The sequence below is a fragment of the Amycolatopsis sp. TNS106 genome (genome assembly GCF_019330265.1).
GTDB lineage: Bacteria > Actinomycetota > Actinomycetes > Mycobacteriales > Pseudonocardiaceae > Amycolatopsis > Amycolatopsis lurida.
Map to the genome: position 1 here is coordinate 7,193,071 of NZ_CP024972.1, position 16,175 is coordinate 7,209,245.

The 16,175-nt window shown below is 69.8% G+C and carries 12 protein-coding genes; 5 read left to right on the plus strand and 7 right to left on the minus strand.

What is annotated here, in order from left to right:
• The first annotated feature begins 27 nt into the window (after nt 1-27).
• Nucleotides 28-2,850 carry a BTAD domain-containing putative transcriptional regulator gene (locus CVV72_RS33175; RefSeq protein ID WP_219147867.1) on the plus strand — a complete coding sequence of 941 codons (2,823 nt, stop codon included), beginning with the start codon at nt 28-30 and terminating at the stop codon, nt 2,848-2,850.
• Nucleotides 2,851-2,965: 115 nt separating this feature from the next.
• On the opposite strand, the gene CVV72_RS33180 is transcribed toward CVV72_RS33175, so the two are convergent.
• The 3 genes from CVV72_RS33180 to CVV72_RS33190 all read right to left on the minus strand — a co-directional run bounded on the left by CVV72_RS33180 (nt 2,966) and on the right by CVV72_RS33190 (nt 6,456).
• Nucleotides 2,966-3,781: a DUF72 domain-containing protein gene (locus CVV72_RS33180; protein WP_219147870.1), complete on the minus strand. Its 816-nt coding sequence runs from the start codon at nt 3,779-3,781 to the stop codon at nt 2,966-2,968.
• Nucleotides 3,782-3,833: 52 nt separating this feature from the next.
• A complete protein-coding gene (locus tag CVV72_RS33185; protein WP_219147871.1) occupies nt 3,834-4,589 on the minus strand; it encodes a DUF4253 domain-containing protein in 756 nt (251 codons plus the stop codon).
• Nucleotides 4,590-4,809: 220 nt separating this feature from the next.
• The gene (locus CVV72_RS33190; RefSeq protein WP_219147873.1) at nt 4,810-6,456 is read right to left on the minus strand and encodes a DNA repair helicase XPB; all 1,647 of its coding nucleotides are present in this window, start codon (nt 6,454-6,456) and stop codon (nt 4,810-4,812) included.
• An 85-nt stretch (nt 6,457-6,541) separates the two neighbouring features.
• Here CVV72_RS33190 and CVV72_RS33195 point away from each other — a divergent pair, with 85 nt between their 5' ends.
• Nucleotides 6,542-7,174 carry a hypothetical protein gene (locus CVV72_RS33195; RefSeq protein WP_219147875.1) on the plus strand — a complete coding sequence of 211 codons (633 nt, stop codon included), beginning with the start codon at nt 6,542-6,544 and terminating at the stop codon, nt 7,172-7,174.
• Here the strand turns inward: CVV72_RS33195 and CVV72_RS33200 are convergent.
• Nucleotides 7,171-8,130 (minus strand): ABC transporter substrate-binding protein, encoded by a 960-nt coding sequence (locus CVV72_RS33200; protein WP_219147877.1) that lies wholly within the window; start codon nt 8,128-8,130, stop codon nt 7,171-7,173. The two genes, CVV72_RS33195 and CVV72_RS33200, sit on opposite strands and share 4 nt — an antisense overlap.
• Nucleotides 8,131-8,321: 191 nt before the next feature.
• On the opposite strand from CVV72_RS33200, the gene CVV72_RS33205 reads away from it, so the two are divergent.
• The 3 genes from CVV72_RS33205 to mdlC all read left to right on the plus strand — a co-directional run bounded on the left by CVV72_RS33205 (nt 8,322) and on the right by mdlC (nt 13,605).
• Nucleotides 8,322-10,991: a nitrate- and nitrite sensing domain-containing protein gene (locus CVV72_RS33205; RefSeq protein WP_219147879.1), complete on the plus strand. Its 2,670-nt coding sequence runs from the start codon at nt 8,322-8,324 to the stop codon at nt 10,989-10,991.
• Between the two features lie 16 nt (nt 10,992-11,007).
• Nucleotides 11,008-11,694 (plus strand): copper homeostasis protein CutC, encoded by a 687-nt coding sequence (locus tag CVV72_RS33210; protein WP_219147881.1) that lies wholly within the window; start codon nt 11,008-11,010, stop codon nt 11,692-11,694.
• Between the two features lie 327 nt (nt 11,695-12,021).
• Entirely contained in the window at nt 12,022-13,605 is a 1,584-nt protein-coding gene (mdlC, locus tag CVV72_RS33215; protein WP_219147883.1) for a benzoylformate decarboxylase, read from the plus strand.
• An 80-nt stretch (nt 13,606-13,685) separates the two neighbouring features.
• Here mdlC and CVV72_RS33220 read toward each other — a convergent pair whose 3' ends face one another.
• Genes CVV72_RS33220 through CVV72_RS33230 form a run of 3 tightly spaced genes read right to left on the minus strand, consistent with a single transcriptional unit; the run spans nt 13,686 to nt 16,169 of the window.
• Nucleotides 13,686-14,549, minus strand: a complete 864-nt coding sequence (locus CVV72_RS33220) for an ABC transporter ATP-binding protein (RefSeq protein WP_219147885.1) — start codon at nt 14,547-14,549, stop codon at nt 13,686-13,688.
• Nucleotides 14,550-14,568: 19 nt separating this feature from the next.
• Nucleotides 14,569-15,402, minus strand: coding sequence for an ABC transporter permease (locus CVV72_RS33225; protein ID WP_219147887.1), 834 nt, complete (start codon nt 15,400-15,402; stop codon nt 14,569-14,571).
• A complete protein-coding gene (locus CVV72_RS33230) occupies nt 15,399-16,169 on the minus strand; it encodes an ABC transporter permease (RefSeq protein WP_034308326.1) in 771 nt (256 codons plus the stop codon). The genes CVV72_RS33225 and CVV72_RS33230 overlap by 4 nt, the downstream gene beginning before the upstream one ends.
• Between the last annotated feature and the right edge of the window lie 6 nt (nt 16,170-16,175).

The following is a 16,175-nucleotide window of genomic DNA, read 5'->3' on the forward strand; positions in this document are numbered from 1 at the left end:
GTGCCGTTTGTCTCGGTTCCGGACAGAATGAGCGACGTGGCACTCGACTTTCGCGTGCTGGGGCCCACGGAGGTCACGGCGGACGGGCTGCCGGTGCCCTTGGGCGGCAGCAGGCCGCTCATCGTGCTGGCGGGTCTGTTGCTGCGCGCGAACACGGTGGTGCCGGTCGAGGAGCTGGGCCGCTGGCTGTGGCCGGACGACCGGCGGCGCTCCAAAGGGGCCCTGCAGACCTACATCCTGCGGGTCCGCCGCGCGCTCGGTGACGAGGTCACGATCCGCACGGAACGCGGCGGCTACCTGCTCGAACTCGACGAGAAGCTGCTCGACCTCGCCCGGTTCCGGTCACTCGCCACGGCCGGGACGGAGGCCGCGCGGGACGGTGACCTGCGCGGGGCCGCGGACCGGTTCGCCGCCGCGCTGTCCGAGTGGCGTGGCCCGGCATTGCAGAACGTCCACTCCGAAGCGCTGCTTCGGGACGAAGCCGACCAACTGGGGGAAGAGCGGTTGCGCGTGCGTGAGCAGTGGGCCGACGCGCTCATCGCCCTCGGCGATCACGCCACCGTCGTTCCCGAGCTGACGAGGTTGTGCCGTGAGAACCCGCTGCGGGAGCGGCTGCACGAGCAGCTGATGATCGCGCTCTACCGCTCCGGCAGGCAGGCCGAGGCGCTGAACGTCTACCGCCGGATCGGCGCGGTGCTGGCCGAAGAACTCGGCCTCGACCCCGGCGCGTCGCTGCAGCGGGCGCATCAGGCCATCCTGACCGGCGAAGAGTCCGCCGAGACCACATTGGACTCCGGACTGACGCGGTACCGGCTCGGCGCCGAGCCGTTGATCCCGCGGCAGCTCCCCGCCGATCTCCGGGTGTTCTCCGGCCGCCAGCGCGACCTCAAGGCGCTGCACGGACTCGTCCCGGAGGCGCTGGACACCGAGCGCTCGACGTCGATCGCGTCGATCGAAGGGATGGGCGGGATCGGAAAGACGACGCTCGCCGTCCATTTCGCGCACGAGGTCGGAGACCGTTTCCCCGGCGGGCAGGTGTACCTCAACCTGCGCGGCTACGGACCCGGCGAACCGGTCGAAGCCGCCGCCGCGCTCGAAACCATGCTCGTCTCCGTCGGTGTCCCCGCCGACCGGATCCCCGCCGACGTCGACGGGCGCGCGGCCACCTGGCGCACCTACAGCGCCGGCCGCCGGATGCTGATCCTGCTCGACAACGCGGGGAGCACCGAGCAGATCAGGCCGTTGCTGCCCGGCCCCGGCTGCCTGGTGCTGGTGACCAGCCGCTGGCAGTTGCAGGCGCTCGTGGCGACCCACGGCGCGCGGCGCGTCGCGCTGGAGGAACTGCCGGACGAGGACGCGATCGCCCTTCTCGCGTCGACGATCGGGCTGGATCGCGTCGCCGAAGATCCCGAGGCCACCGAACGCTTCGTCCGGTACTGCGGCGGGCTGCCACTGGCCATCCGGATCCTCGCGGTGCGGGCCGCGCAATTCCCGGACCTCGGATTGGGCGAGTTCGTCCGGCTGCTGGAAGCCGAACAGGACCGTCTGGGCTCGTTCGACCTCGCCGACGGCGACGAGACGAACATCCGGGCCGTCTTCTCGTACTCGTACCGCGCGCTCGACGAACGGGCCGCGCGGCTGCTGCGGCTGCTCGGCCTGCCCACCGGCGTCGACTTCAGCGTGCCCGCGGCCGCGGCGGTGGCCGGGGTCGACATCGCCGAAGCGCACGAGGATCTGGCGAAACTCGCGTCCGCGCACCTGATCGCGCGGTCCAGGCCCGGCCGGTACCAGTTCCACGACCTGATCCGGGCCTACGCCGCCGAGCTTTCGGCGAAGATCGATGGGCCCGAAGCGCGGACGGCCGTGCTGGACAGGCTGCTCCACGCGTCGCTCGCTTCGGCGTTGAACGCGTCGAGGCTCCTGCGTCCGGAACGGCATTACCGGCTCGTGGAACCGGAGCGGTTCGACGGTGGCGGGTTGAGGTTCGGGCACTACGAGCAGGCGCTCGACTGGTTCGACGAGGAGGCGGGGAACCTCATCGCCGCGGTGAACGTCGCGTACCGGGAGCGGCGGTACCGGGAGTGCTGGCAGCTGGCGTGGCTGCTGCAGTCGTACTTCATCGTGCGGGCGCGGCTGGAGGACTGGCGTTCGGTGTTCGGCGTGGCGCTCCGCGCCGCCCGCGACCTGGGAGACCGCTCCGGCGAGGCCGCCATCCTCAGCGGACTCGGTGTGGCCTGCGGCGTCGCCCGCCAGTACGACGACTGCGTCGGCTACCTGAAGCAGGTCGTCGAACTGCAACGGCAGGTCGGGGACCGGCAAGGTGAGGCGCGGGCCCTCTACAACCTCACGTTGGCCAGCCAGGACCCCGACACCGGATGGGAATACGGGACGCGCGCGTTGCGGCTCATCCGGGAGAGCAACGTCGGCGCCGGCATGGAGGCCAGCGCGCTGCAGGCTCTCGGCGACATCTGCACCAAGGCGGGCCGCTTCGAGCAGGCACTCGACTTCGCCGATCAAGCCTTGGCGCTGGAAGCGCACGCGCTCCCCGACGAAGCCCGCTTCACCTTGCACACCAAGGGCACCGCGCTGGTCGGGCTCGGCCGCGGCGAGGAGGGCATCACCTGCATGCGGCGCGCCGTCGAGATGTTCTTCGCCCACGGTGAGCTCTACGAGGCGGCCGACGTGCTGGCCCAGCTCGGCGGAATCCATCTTCGGTTCGGTGATCCCTCGTCGGCGCGGGAGTGCTGGCTGCGTTCGGTCCGGGTGCTGACCGAGCTCGCGCATCCCGACGCCGAGGACGTCCGGACGAAGCTGGCCTCGCTCGTCGGCGAAACGGCCAAGGCCGAGTGAGGCACGGGCGCCCGGCGTGCCGACCCCCAGTCGCAGCACGCGAGTACGCCCGTGCCCGCACATGTCACCTAACAGGACACCGCTCACTGCGCGCTGACTGTGCAGCGTGCGCGGGTCAAGCCAGCAGTTTCGCGAGGGCGATCGCGTTCTTCGGGGCCTCCACCTTGACGTCGTTGTCGAAGTAGACGTACGTGTCGCGGTCCCAGCCCTTGATCTTCCGGGCCCATTTCTCCAAGGCCTTGTCGCTGTACCCGCTGACGTACAGTTCCTCGTCGCCGTGCAGGCGGACGTACGCGAATTCGTCGCTCGTCATCTCGTCGATGAACGGGAACTTGCCCGCGGTGTCGGCGACCACGAGCGCGATACCGTGTTCGCGGAAGAGTTCGAGGCTTTCGGGCTCGGCGAAGCTCGGATGCCGTACTTCGACGGCGTGCCGCAGCTTCCGGCGCGGTTTCGGATCGGTGTGCGGCTCGGCCTTCAGCTTGTCGTCGTGCTTGCCCGCGAGCTTGGCGGCGGCGTGGCTGGTGCGCGGCAAGAGCTTGAAGAACGCCTCGACACGCTCGGCGTCGAACGCCAGCCGGGGCGGCAGCTGCCAGAGGAACGGCCCCAGTTTCCGGCCGAGCGCCAGCACCCCGGACGCGAAGAAGTTCGCCAGCGGCGTCTCGACGTCCCGCAGTTGCTTCATATGCGTGATGAAGCGGCCGCCTTTGACGGCGAAGACGAAGTCGTCCGGTGTCTCTTCGGCCCACGACCGGTATCGCTCGGGACGCTGCAACGAGTAGAACGAGCCGTTGATCTCCGCCGAGTTCATCCGGGACGACAGGTATTCCAGCTCGCGCCGCTGCACCAGGCCGCGGGGATAGAAGTCCCCGCGCCACGGTGGGTAGCGCCAGCCCGAAGTGCCGATCCTCAGCTCCGCGACGTCGATCACCGCCTTTCCGCGTCGCCCTGATTCCCCCTCTCCGGCCGGCGCAAACGCCCGCTCACGCCCACGAGAACCGCCAGCGGCGGGTCTGGACCAGGCTGGAGGCGAATTCGCGGAGATTGCCCGGCTGACCGGCGAACGAGGACAGGCAGAACGCCCGGTGCTCGGCGGCGACGGTGAGCGCGCGGCCCTGGGTGCGCGGTGGCGCGGCCACCGACAGCTCCATCGAGTCGAAGCCCAGCACCGTGAGCGTCGCGCCGAAACGGTCTTCCCAGCTGCGCAGGACCGCGGACAGCTCGTGGACCTGGTCGGTCGCCTTGATCATGCCCGTCCAGCCGAGGATCGCCGGGATGTCGGCGGGCCGCTCCGTCTGCACCAGCGCCAGCCGATGCGGCCCGCGCGCGGCCAGGATCGACCCGGTGTTGCCCGCTTCGGCCAGCGGATCCGCCCGGCGCGCCGGACGACGGGCGAGCCCCGGGAACTTCGCGCCGAACGGGCGCAGGCAGGCGCCGTCGCAGCACGAGGTGTCCCACCAGCGGGCCAGCACCTCGGCCGGATCCACCGAGGCGATCCGGTGGTCGGCGGGGGCGAGCCTGCCGCGGTCGTCGATCCAGTCCTCGCCGTTGGCGGCGAAGCGCTGGTCGTGCGGGATCAGCACCGGCCACAGACCGGAGCGGTCGAACTCGGCGACGCAGCCGGTGTAGCGCTCCGGCCTGGCCAACGGCAGATCCGAAACCCAGATCCGGCCGTGCCACCGGCCGGGCGGCAGGGTCTGGACGGGCGGCGTACCCGGACGGAACGGTGCGATCGTCATCGGCTTCCCCTCGAACTGGTGTTCGGTCAACACTACCCGAACACTAGTTCGAAGCACCGACAGTTTTCGATACCCCGTTTGCGGGATCCAAGGACGGGCGCCTCAGGTGCCCCTGCTGTCACATAAGCACCAGCCGCGCGTGAAGGCCCCCTTCCCTCGGCTCAGCCGAGGGAAGGGGGCCTTCGCACCTTCCCCAGTACACCCGGACCGAGGGCTGTCCCTACATGGGGCGCAGCAGGTCGTCCGCGTCCACGATCCGGTACGCGTACCCCTGTTCCGCCAGGAACCGCTGCCGGTGCGCCGCGTACTCCGTGTCCACGGTGTCCCGCGAGACGACCGAGTAGAAATGTGCCTGCCGCCCGTCGCCCTTGGGCCGGAGCAGCCGTCCCAGCCGCTGTGCCTCTTCCTGCCGCGAGCCGAACGTCCCGGAGATCTGGATGGCGACCGACGCCTCCGGCAGGTCGATCGAGAAGTTCGCGACCTTCGAAACGACCAGGGTCCTGATCTCTCCGCGACGGAACGCGTCGAACAGTTCTTCGCGTTCCTTGTTCCGTGTCGCGCCCTGGATCACCGGCGCGTCGAGTTCGTCGCCGATCATCTCCAGCTGGTCGAGATAGGCCCCGATGACCAGGGTCGGCTCGCCGGGATGCCGGTCGACCAGCGATTTGATCACCTTGGTCTTGGTGTCCGCGGTCGCCGCCAGTTTGTACCGTTCCTCGGCCTCGGCGGTCGCGTACGCGAGCCTTTCGGCGTCCGTCAGCGTCACCCGGACCTCGGTGCATTCCGCCGGCGCGATCCAACCCTGCGCCTCGATGTCGCGCCACGGGACGTCGTACCGCTTCGGGCCGATCAGGGAGAACACGTCGCCCTCGCGCCCGTCCTCGCGCACCAGGGTCGCGGTCAGCCCGAGCCGGCGCCGCGACTGCAGGTCCGCGGTCATCCGGAACACCGGCGCGGGCAGAAGGTGGACCTCGTCGTAGACGACCAGGCCCCAATCCCGCGAATCGAACAGGTCCAGATGCTTGTATTCACCCTTGGTCTTGCGCGTGACCACCTGGTAGGTCGCGATGGTGACCGGCCGGATCTCCTTCTTCTCCCCGGAGTATTCGCCGATCTCCTCCTCGGTGAGCGAGGTCCGCGCGACCAGCTCCCGTTTCCACTGCCGTCCGGCGACGGTGTTCGTCACCAGGATCAGCGTGGTCGCCTTCGCGTGCGCCATGGCCGCGGCGCCGACCAGCGTCTTGCCCGCGCCGCACGGCAGCACGACGACGCCGGAGCCGCCCGCCCAGAACGCCTCGGCGGCCTTGCGCTGGTAGTCGCGCAGCTCCCAGTCGACCTCGGCGAGGTCGATCGGGTGCGCCTCGCCGTCGACGTAACCGGCGAGGTCCTCGGCGGGCCAGCCGACCTTCAGCAGCGCCTGCTTGAGCCGCCCGCGTTCGGACGGGTGCACGATGACGGTGTCCTCGTCGATGCGGGCGCCCAGCATCGGGCTGATCTTCTTGTGGCGGAGGATCTCCTCCAGCACCGCGCGGTCGATGGTCGACATCACCAGGCCGTGCGCCGGGTGGTTCGCGATCTGCAGCCGCCCGAACCGGCCCATCGTGTCCACGATGTCGATGAGCAGCGGCTGGGGGACGGGGAAGCGCGAGTACGTCGTCAGCGCGTCGACGACCTGTTCGGCGTCGTGGCCCGCCGCGCGGGCGTTCCACAACGCCAGTGGCGTGATCCGGTAGGTGTGGACGTGCTCGGGCGCGCGTTCCAGTTCGGCGAACGGCGCGATGGCGATCCGCGCGTCGTCGGCCTGGCTGTTGTCGACCTCGAGGAGCACGGTCTTGTCGGATTGGACGATCAGCGGGCCATCGGTCACATCGTCCTTTATACGTTCCGGCCACACCGGCTCCCGCCGCGGCACCGCTGGTGGAAGGATATGCGGCAGGTGACTGGAGGGGACCTTGACGACTACACCGACCGGCGGGACACCCGAGTACGACCCGTTCAACGCGCCCGCGCCGCTGCCCTCGATGCCCGAGGCGGTACCGCCGACGCCGTTCCCCAAGCCGCCGCCGCTGAGCGTGCTGGCCAAGGTCTCGATCGTGCTGGGTGTCGTCGCCGCGCTGGGCCTGGGGAGCCTGGCCGCTTTCGGGCTCTCGCAGTCGAGCCGGTTCACCAAGGTCGAGGCGGGCAAGTGCCTGTACCTGACCGACGAGGCGGGCGGCAAACAGAGCTACACGACGGCCAGTTGCTCGTCGGATCGCGCGACCTTCCGCGTCGACGAGGTGCGGTCGGGCTCGTCGGACTGCCGCAGCGCCGATTACATCCAGTTCGAGCTGTACGGGGGTTCGTCGAGCACCAGGGCGGACAAGACGCTCTGCCTTGCGCTGAACGTCGAGAGCGGGGACTGCCTGCGCGACGTCGTGCACGAGACGCGGATCGCGAAGGTCCGCTGCAGCGACATCAGCGCGGAGGCGCGCGCGACCGTGATGCGGGGATCGGCGGCCGTCTGCATGCCGGAGGACACCGAACTGCGCTACACCGGGCCGCCCGTGCGCACCGTGTGCCTCAGGCCGACCGGGGAGAACATCTAGGGGCGCGCCACCATCGACTGCACGTCGAGCCGCGCGCCGAGCAGGCCGGAGTTGTGCATCAGGTCGGCGACGCGTTGCAGCCGGATGCCGTTGAGGGACACCGGATACGTCCCGAGCGAGATCAGCGACGCCGTGGTCCGGTCGATGTCTGAGAACGACGGCAGCGCGTCGCGGACTACGGCGGGATCGGCCGCCCGCACCTGCGCTTCGCCGAGCACCTTGCGGAAGACCGCGAGCGCGCGGGCGTTGCCCTGCCCGAAGGCACCCGTCGAAACGTAGGACGACATCGGGAAGTCCAGTGTCGCGCCGCGGGCGCCGTCGGCGAGGATGCTCGCCCCGAGTTCCTTTTCGGCCCTGGTGATGTACGGCTCGACCATCCACGCGGCATCGACCTCGCCCGCCTGCAACGCCTGGGGCATCCGGTCGAACGGGTGCTGCTTGAACTGGATCCGGTTCACGTCGACGCCCGCGGTCCCCAGTACCGAGCGGGCCGCCAGCACGCCGACGTCGTCGAGCATGTTCACCGCGATCTTCGGTGACTTCTTGAGGGTCGGCTCGGTGTAGTCGGAGCCGGGGAGTGTGACGAGCGCCATGGTGTTGCGGCCGGCGGTGTACGCCTCGCCCTGCAACTGGAGCGCCGTCCCGGCCGCGGAAGCACGGAAGATCGACACGTCGCTCGCGAACGCCAGATCGATCTCGCCCGCGGAGAGTTTGCCGATCGCCTGGTCGGCGGGGACTTCGACGAGGGTCACCGAAAGACCGGCCGCGGTGAACTTCCCGTCGGCGACGGCGACCCGCAATGGCGCCGTGTCGATGGGGCTGCCGACGCCGATACGCAGTTCCGTCCGTTCGAGTGGCGCGTCGGTGCTTGCGTCACCACTGGAAAACACTCCGCAACCGGCCGTCGCCAGCAGCGCCGCTACCAGCGGAATCGCCAAGACGCGCATCTTCGTCACCGCTCACCTACCGAGAGAATGTGCTCCTCCTTCTGGATCGTATGGTCCGGGCCCCATACGATCGCCTGCGGGAGGCGCCCGATGGCGCGGCTTTCGATCGTTCTCGAACCTTGTTACTCTACAGTAGGTTCGGGCTCTCGTCCCCGATGTCAGCCATGGGAAAGGGTCCCGTGGTGGGAAAAGGAAACCAGGTGGCCCGTCGCGACAAGCGTCCCCGTGGGGGCGACGCGGCGGAACGGCATCCTCGTGTCGGCGGACGCTGGCGGCTGCGGAACTGGCACCTGCGTACCAAACTCTTCGTGGTACTCCTGATTCCCGCCCTCGCGGTGGTCGCCCTCGTCGGGCTCCGGGTCAACTCCGATCTGCGGGACGCGAGGCAGCTGGCCGAGTTCGCCACCCGCGGCCGCGTCGACAGCACCGTCGCCGAGGCCGTGCACCAGCTCCAGCGCGAACGAGATCTCACCGTCCGGTTCGTCGCGGGCGATCGCAAAGGCGACCTTTCCGAACTGACCGAGCAGCGCAAGCGTGTCGACGAGGCCATCGGCACGTTCGATCGCACGCTCGGCGAGAGCAAGAGCAGGCTCGGCGGCAAGACCGCGACCAGCCTGCAGCAGACCAGCGACCGGCTGCGCGTGCTGACCGGCCTCCGTTTTTCCGCGGAACACTCCGCCTTTCCCGCCGACGCGGTGCTGCGCTCCTACAGCGACCTGATCTCCGGCCTGCTCGACATCAGCGATTCCACCGCCGCCGACGTCTCCGATCCGGATCTGGGGAAGCTCCGCCTCGCGGGCAACGCCCTCGCGCGGGTCAAGGACCAGATGTCGGTCAAACGCGCGATCATGGCGGCCGCGCTCGCGCAGGGCGGCCTCAACCGGGACCGGACCCGCGCGCTGCTCGGCGCGGAGGCGGAACTCGCCGCCGCCCGCAACGACTACCGCACCTTCGCTACCCCCGAGCAGCAGCGGATGTACGACGACACGGTCATCGGCCTGATCGTCGACATCGGCAACGACATGGTCGAATCGGCGCTCATCCGCGCGGAGAACGACCAGGGGCTCGGCGGGCTGGACCCTGACCAGTGGGACACCTCGGCCACCTACACGGTCAATCTCGCCCACCAGGTGCAGCAGGCGCTGCTCGTCCAGCTCCAGGAACGCACCGACGCCCTCGCGGCACGGGCGAGGACGTCCGCGATCTGGGACGGCGGCATCGTGCTCGCCGTGCTGGTCGTCGCCGGGGTGCTCTCGGTGATCATCGCGCGATCGCTGCTGCGGCCGCTGCGGATCCTGCGTCGCAGCGCGCTCCACGTCGCCGAGCACCAGCTGCCGGCGGCCGTCGAAGGACTGCTCAGCGACCCCGAACCGCAGCCGGAAAACCTGCGGCGGCGCTTGGCCGTCGCCCCGGTCCCGGTGTTCAGCCGCGAGGAACTCGGCCAGGTGGCGCGCGCGTTCGACGCGGTGCACGGCGAGGCCGTCCGGCTCGCCGGGGAACAGGCCATGCTGCGGGAGAACATCAACGCGATGTTCGTGAACCTGTCGCAGCGAAGCCAGGATCTCGTCGAACGGCAGCTGTCCGTGCTGGACCGTATGGAGGCCGACGAACAGGATCCCGACACGCTCGCCGGGCTCTTCGAACTCGACCATCTCGCGACCCGGATGCGCCGCAACAGCGAGAACCTGCTGGTGCTGTCCGGAACCGACGTCGTCCGTGAGGACGGTGGCGCCGTCGTCGCCGACGAGATCATCGGCGCCGCGCTCTCGGAGGTCGAGCACTACCAGAGGATCGAACTCGGCCCGGAACCGCGGATCGCGGTGCGCGGCGAGGCCGTCAACGATCTCGTGCACGTGGTCTCCGAGTTGCTGGAGAACGCGACCCGCTATTCGGATCAGAGCACGATGGTGCAGGTCGAGGGGCACGAGACCGACCGCGGGGAATGGCAGATCGAGATCACCGACCACGGCGCCGGGATGCCGCAGGCGGAGATCGACCGGACCAACGCGCGGCTGGCGAACCCGCCGGACGTCGACGTCGAGGTCTCCCGGCGGATGGGCCTGTTCGTGGTCGCGACGCTGGCGATCCGGCACCAGATCGACGTCCGCCTCCGGTCCGCCGACGGCGGCGGGATCACCGCGGTGGTCGTCGTGCCCGCCGGACTCATCGTCGAAGCGCCCCGGTCCGCCCCGGTTCCGGAACACGTGCCCGTCACCGTCGTCGTCCCGGAGCCGGAACCCGAGCCGCCGCTGGAGGTCCCGCCGCTGCCCGAGCCGGAGGAGAGCGCCGAGGAGTCGCGGTTCGCGCCCGTCCTGGACCCCGGTCCGCTGCGGCGCGCCCCCGTCGTCGAGCGCGAGAACCCGCCGGAATGGCCGTCTTCGGACGACGACGCCGTCGACCATCTCGAGTTGGATTCGCCGACCGAGCGGATGCCCAAGTACCAGAGCGTGCTTTCGCAGTGGTTCGACCACGGAGGCCCGCGCGAAGGGCCTTCGCCCGCGGAACCCGGCCCGCCCTCCTTGCCTTCGTTCGAGCCGGTGAAGCACGCCGTACCCGAGGAGCCCGCGCAGGACCCGGACGAACCGACCGAACCGACGCTGAAACCGGTGGAGCCGAAGGAAAAGGAACCGGAACCCGCCTGGCCGACGCCCGCCGAACTGGAACAGGAGGACGGGGCGGAGGAGACCTGGCCGGTGCTGCCCGCCGTCGTCCCCGAGGCCCGGTCGCAGGACGACAGGCCGGAGAAGCCGCGAGGGGAGAGGCCGATACTCTCACTTTCCCCCGAAGCGGTCCGCGAACGGATGACCAGCCTGCAAGGCGGATTCCGGCGCGGTCGCCACGCCAGGGGTGACGACAACCCCTCGGATTGAGCGAATTGGAAGGTCCATGACCCCGAAAACCGGCCTGCTGGAAGTGATCGCGCTGACCGCGGTGGACGCGGAGCGCGCGCAGGAGGGCGGGGCCGATCGCCTCGAACTGGTCAGCGACATGGCCAGCGACGGGCTCACGCCGTCGGTCGAGACGCTGCGCGACGTGCTGGGAGCCACCGATCTCCCGGTGCGGGTCATGCTGCGCGACAACATGTCCTTCGCCGCCGGTGACCTCGACGGGCTGCGTGCGGACACCGCGCGGCTGATCGACGCGGGCGCGCGGGAGTTCGTCTTCGGCTTCCTGGACCTGGAAAGCGAAATCGACGTCGAAGCCTGCGAGACCCTGGTCAAGGAACTCGACGGGCTGCCGTGGACCTTCCACCGTGCCATCGACCGCGCGCGGGACCCGTTGCGCGCCTACGACCAGCTGGCCGCCCTCGGCTGCGACACGGTGCTCGCGGCCGGGCATCCGCACGGCGTCGCGCACGGGCTTTCGGTGCTGCAGCGGCTCGCCCGGCGTGAGGACGGGCCCCGGCTGCTGGTCGGCGGCGGTCTGCGGGCACAGCAGGTGCATCTGCTGCGAGCGGGCGGGGTCGGCGCGTTCCACGTCGGCGGTGCGGTCCGCCCGGGCGGCTGGGAGTCCGGCATGGACACTGTGGACGTCGCCGCCGTTCGTGAGTGGGCGGCGCTGGTCAAGGAGTAGGCCTTCAGCGCCGGCTCGGGCAGCAGGTCGGGAGGGCGCGGCGCTCATGGCGATCTGGTCCGAGGAGTGACCGACAGCGCACGACCCGGCCGCAAAGCCGTGCAAAGCGCTCGAACCGGCCACTCCTATCCCGGCCGGTGTTCCTTATGGACAGTCGAGAACCTGCACGCCACTCTCGGCTCACCTGGCCGGTGGCAGTCGCGGAGGCCTTCGCTCCACTCGGGACTCCCGTACCGGAGCCGTGAACACGGGGTCAGGTCCAGACCACATACGGTGATACGAGGTTGCATCTTCAACTATCGGGTGTGGACGAGATAGCGTGTGGCCATGGCTACCCGCACCGTACGTGACGCGACCAGGGAACTGCTGCGCGATCTGGGCCTGACCACCGTTTTCGGCAATCCCGGAACGACCGAGATCGCCTTCCTCACAGAGTGGCCCGACGACTTCACCTACGTGCTCGCGCTCCACGAGGCGTCCGTCGTCGCGATGGCCGACGGGTACGCCCGCGCGAGCAGGCAGGCGGCGCTGGTGAACCTGCACTCCGCCGGCGGGGTCGGCCACGCGCTCGGGCATATCTTCACCGCGTACCGCAACAACGCCCCGCTGATCATCCTGGCGGGCCAGCAGACCAGGTCGCTGCTGCCGGACGATCCGTTCCTCGGCGCCGTCGAGGCGGCGAACTTCCCCAAGCCGTACGTGAAGTGGAGCTGCGAGCCCGCCAGGGCCGAGGACGTCCCGGCGGCGCTGGCGCGGGCGTACCACATCGCGACGCAGGCGCCCATGGGCCCGGTGTTCGTCTCGGTGCCCGTGGACGACTGGGACGTCGAGACCACGAAGCCGATCGTCTCCCGGCCGCGGATCCCCGGTTTCGCGCCCGATCCGTCCGCTTTGGACGAACTGGTGTCCGCCTTGGACGCCGCCGAGCACCCGGCGATCGTGGTCGGCCCCGGTATCGACGGGGAAGGCGCCGTGCCGGACGTCGTCGAACTGGCCGAAAAGGTGGGCGCCGGAGTCTGGGCGCCGCCGATGGGCGCGCGCTGCTCGTTCCCCGAGGATCACCCGCAGTTCTTCGGATTCCTGCAGCCGGAACGGAAAGCGCTCGCGAGCGCGCTGACCGAGCACGATCTCGTGGTCGTCATCGGCGCCCCGGCGTTCACCTACCACGTGTACCGGGGCGAGTCGGAAACCGCGCTGCCGCCGCTGTTCCTGGTCAGCGACGACGAACAGATCCTCGCCAGGGCCGCGGAAGGCACCGGCGTCCGCGCGACGCCGAAGCTCGCGATCCGCGCGCTGCTGGACCGCGCCGCGCCGCGGGAAGCGCCGAAACCCCGTACCCGGCTGGAAAAGCCCGCCGCGGTCACGCCGATCAGCCCGGCCTACGCCTACGCCGTGATCTCGGAAGTCCTGCCCGCCGACGCGATCGTCGTCGAAGAGACCCCGAGCCACCGCAACGAACTGCACGACCACCTGCCGATCAAGTCCACCGACACCGGTTTCCTCACGGTCGCCAGCGGCACCCTCGGCTACGGCCTCCCGGCCGCCGTCGGTGCCGCGCTGGCCCGTCCGGACCGCAAGGTCGTCGCGATCCTCGGCGACGGGTCGAGCATGTACTGCGTCCAGGCACTGTGGACGGCGGCGCAGCACAACCTGCCGGTGACGTTCGTGATCTTCGACAACTCGCAGTACGCCGCCGTGCGCATCCTCGGCGAGGCGGCGGGCGGCGAGAAGGTGCCGGGCGTCGACCTCGGCGGCATCGATTTCCCCGCGCTGGCGAAGAGCCTGGGGCTGCGGACGTCGGTCGTCGAGAAGGCCGAGGACCTCAAGCCGACGCTGGAGGCCGCGCTGCCGGACGAACGGCCGCATCTGGTGCACGTCCGCATCGACGCGAACCCGCGCACGCTGTACTGACCGGGCAGCTCGCCCGCCGAGAAGTACGTGAAGGCCCCCTTCACTGCGCCTAGCGCAGTGAAGGGGGCCTTCACGTACTTTCAGCTCTTCGCGCGCGCCTCGGCATCGGTGGCGGCGGCCTCCTGCTGCGCCAGTTCGTACTCGGCCGCGTCGGAAGCCGCGGTGACGGCTTCGGGGGCACCGCCGTGCAGCAGCCGCGCCACCTCACCGCGCAGTGTCACGAACTCCGCCGACTCGCGCGTGGTGATCTGGTCCCGTTCCGCGGGCAGCCCGACCGGCAGGTCCGCGACGATCTTCGCCGGCGACTTCGACAGCACCAGCACCCGGTCCGACAGGTAGACGCTCTCGTCGATGTCGTGCGTGACGACGAGGACCGTGCTCCCGTTCTCGCGCTGCACGCGCCGCGTCAGGTCTTCGAGCTCGAACCGCGTCTGCGCGTCGACCGACGCGAACGGCTCGTCCATCAGCAGCAGGGCGGGCCTGCTGGCCAGCGCCCGCGCGATCGACACGCGCTGCTGCATACCGCCCGAGAGCTGCCACGGGAACTTCGAGCCGACCCCGGACAGGCCGACCGACTCCAGCGCCTCCTGCGCCCGCGTGCGCCGCTCCGAGCGGCTCAAGTTGCGCCACCGCAAGGGGAACTCGACGTTCTTCGCGACCGACAGCCAGGGGAACAGCGAACGGCTGTAATCCTGGAACACGACGGCCAGATCCTCCGGCACGCCGGAGACGTCGTCGCCGTGCAGGCTGACGCGGCCGGACGTCGGCTTGATCAGCCCGGCGATGCAGCGCAGGAGCGTCGACTTGCCGCAGCCCGACGGGCCGACGATGCTCGCGAGCTGTCCCGCTTCGACGGTGAACGACAGGTCGTTGACCGCGACGTGCGCTTTTTCTCCCGCGCCGTACCGGTGGTTCAGCCCGGAGACTTCGAGCATGGTTGACATCTTGCTGACCCTTCGAAAACTAGAGACGGCCGTTGCGGGTGGGCTGCCAGCGAAGCACTCTCTGCTCCACCGCGAGGAAGGCCGCGTTGAACCCGAAGCCGAGGAGCCCGAGCAGGACCAGCCACGACCACATGAGCGGGAAGTCGAACGCCTGCTGGGCGTCCATCAGGGACCGGCCGATGCCGTTGTAGGAGCCGACCAGTTCCGAGATCACCATCAGCAGCAAGGAGATGGACAGGCTCAGCCGCAGGCCCGCGAAGATCTTCGGCCCGGCGGCGGGCAGGACGATCGAGCGCACCCAGTACGACCGGGGAGTCCGGAACGACTTGGCGGTGTCGATCTTCACCTGGTCCACCGACCGGACGCCGTCCACGGTGTTGAGCAGCACCGGCCAGATCGCGCCGAAGATGATCGACCCGGTCTGCATTCCCGGCCCGAGTCCGAAAAGGACGATGAACACCGGGATCAGCGCGGGCGGCGGCACCGAGCGGAAGAACGCGAACAGCGGCCCGACGTAGTCCATCCCGGTCCTGGACCGGCCGAACAGGACACCCAGCGCGACACCGAGGGCGCCGGCCAGCAGCCAGCCGCCGAGCGTCCGGCCGAGGCTCGGCAGGACGTTGTCGAACACGGTGTCGGTCAGGAACAGCTGCGAGGCCGGGCCGGTGAACCACAGTTTCCCCGAGGCGGACAGGATCTCGGTCGGTGGCGGGAAGAACGGGCTTTCCGCGAGCCGGGTCGCGAGCTCCCAGATCCCGATCAGGGCGAAGAACAGCAGCCAGTTGCGGACCAGGATGCCGATACCCCGGCCCACGCGCCTGCCGACGCGGCTGGTCAGCGTGAGGGTCGTCACGAGACCGCCTCCCGGTCGACCGTGCTCCAGCGGAACGCCCGCCTGCCGATCATCTCGAGCCCGCCGTTGATGAGGAAGCCGAGCGCGCCGACCACCACGGTGCCGGCGAGCACGAGGTCGAACCTGGTGGAACCGGTGCTGGCCTGCATGATGAAGTTGCCGATGCCGAGTTTGGCGCCGGCGAGGAACTCGGTACTGACCACCGCGATCAGCGCGATGTTGGCGGACAGCCGCACCCCGGTGAACACGAACGGCGCGGTGTGCGGCAGCGCCACCGACGTCAACGTCCGGAACTTGCTGGTACCGCACGCTTTCGCGGTTTCCTGCAGCACGGGGTCGATCTCGCCGAGCGCGTAGATCGTGTTGAACATGATGGGCCACAACGACGCGTACACGGCCAGCGTGATCTTCGCTTCGGGCCCGCCGCCGATCAGCAGCAGCACCAGCGGGATCAGCGCGACGGCGGGGATCGGCCGCAGGAACTCGATGACCACCGCGGTCGCGGTGCGCAGGCCGGGGATGCTGCCCAGCAGCAGGCCGGCCGGCACGGCGATGGCGACCGCGATCAGCAGGGCGATCGCCCACGCGAGGAACGTGGCGACCAGGTCCCGGATGAACTGGGTCTCGCCGAACTGTTCGAAGATCGTCACGAGGACGACGGACGGCGGGGGGAGGAACTCTTTACGGACCAGGCCGGCCTGGACGATCACTTCCCAGACGAGGAAGAAACCGGCCAGACCGGCCAGGGCACGGAGAAGTCGTGGCACCTTGAC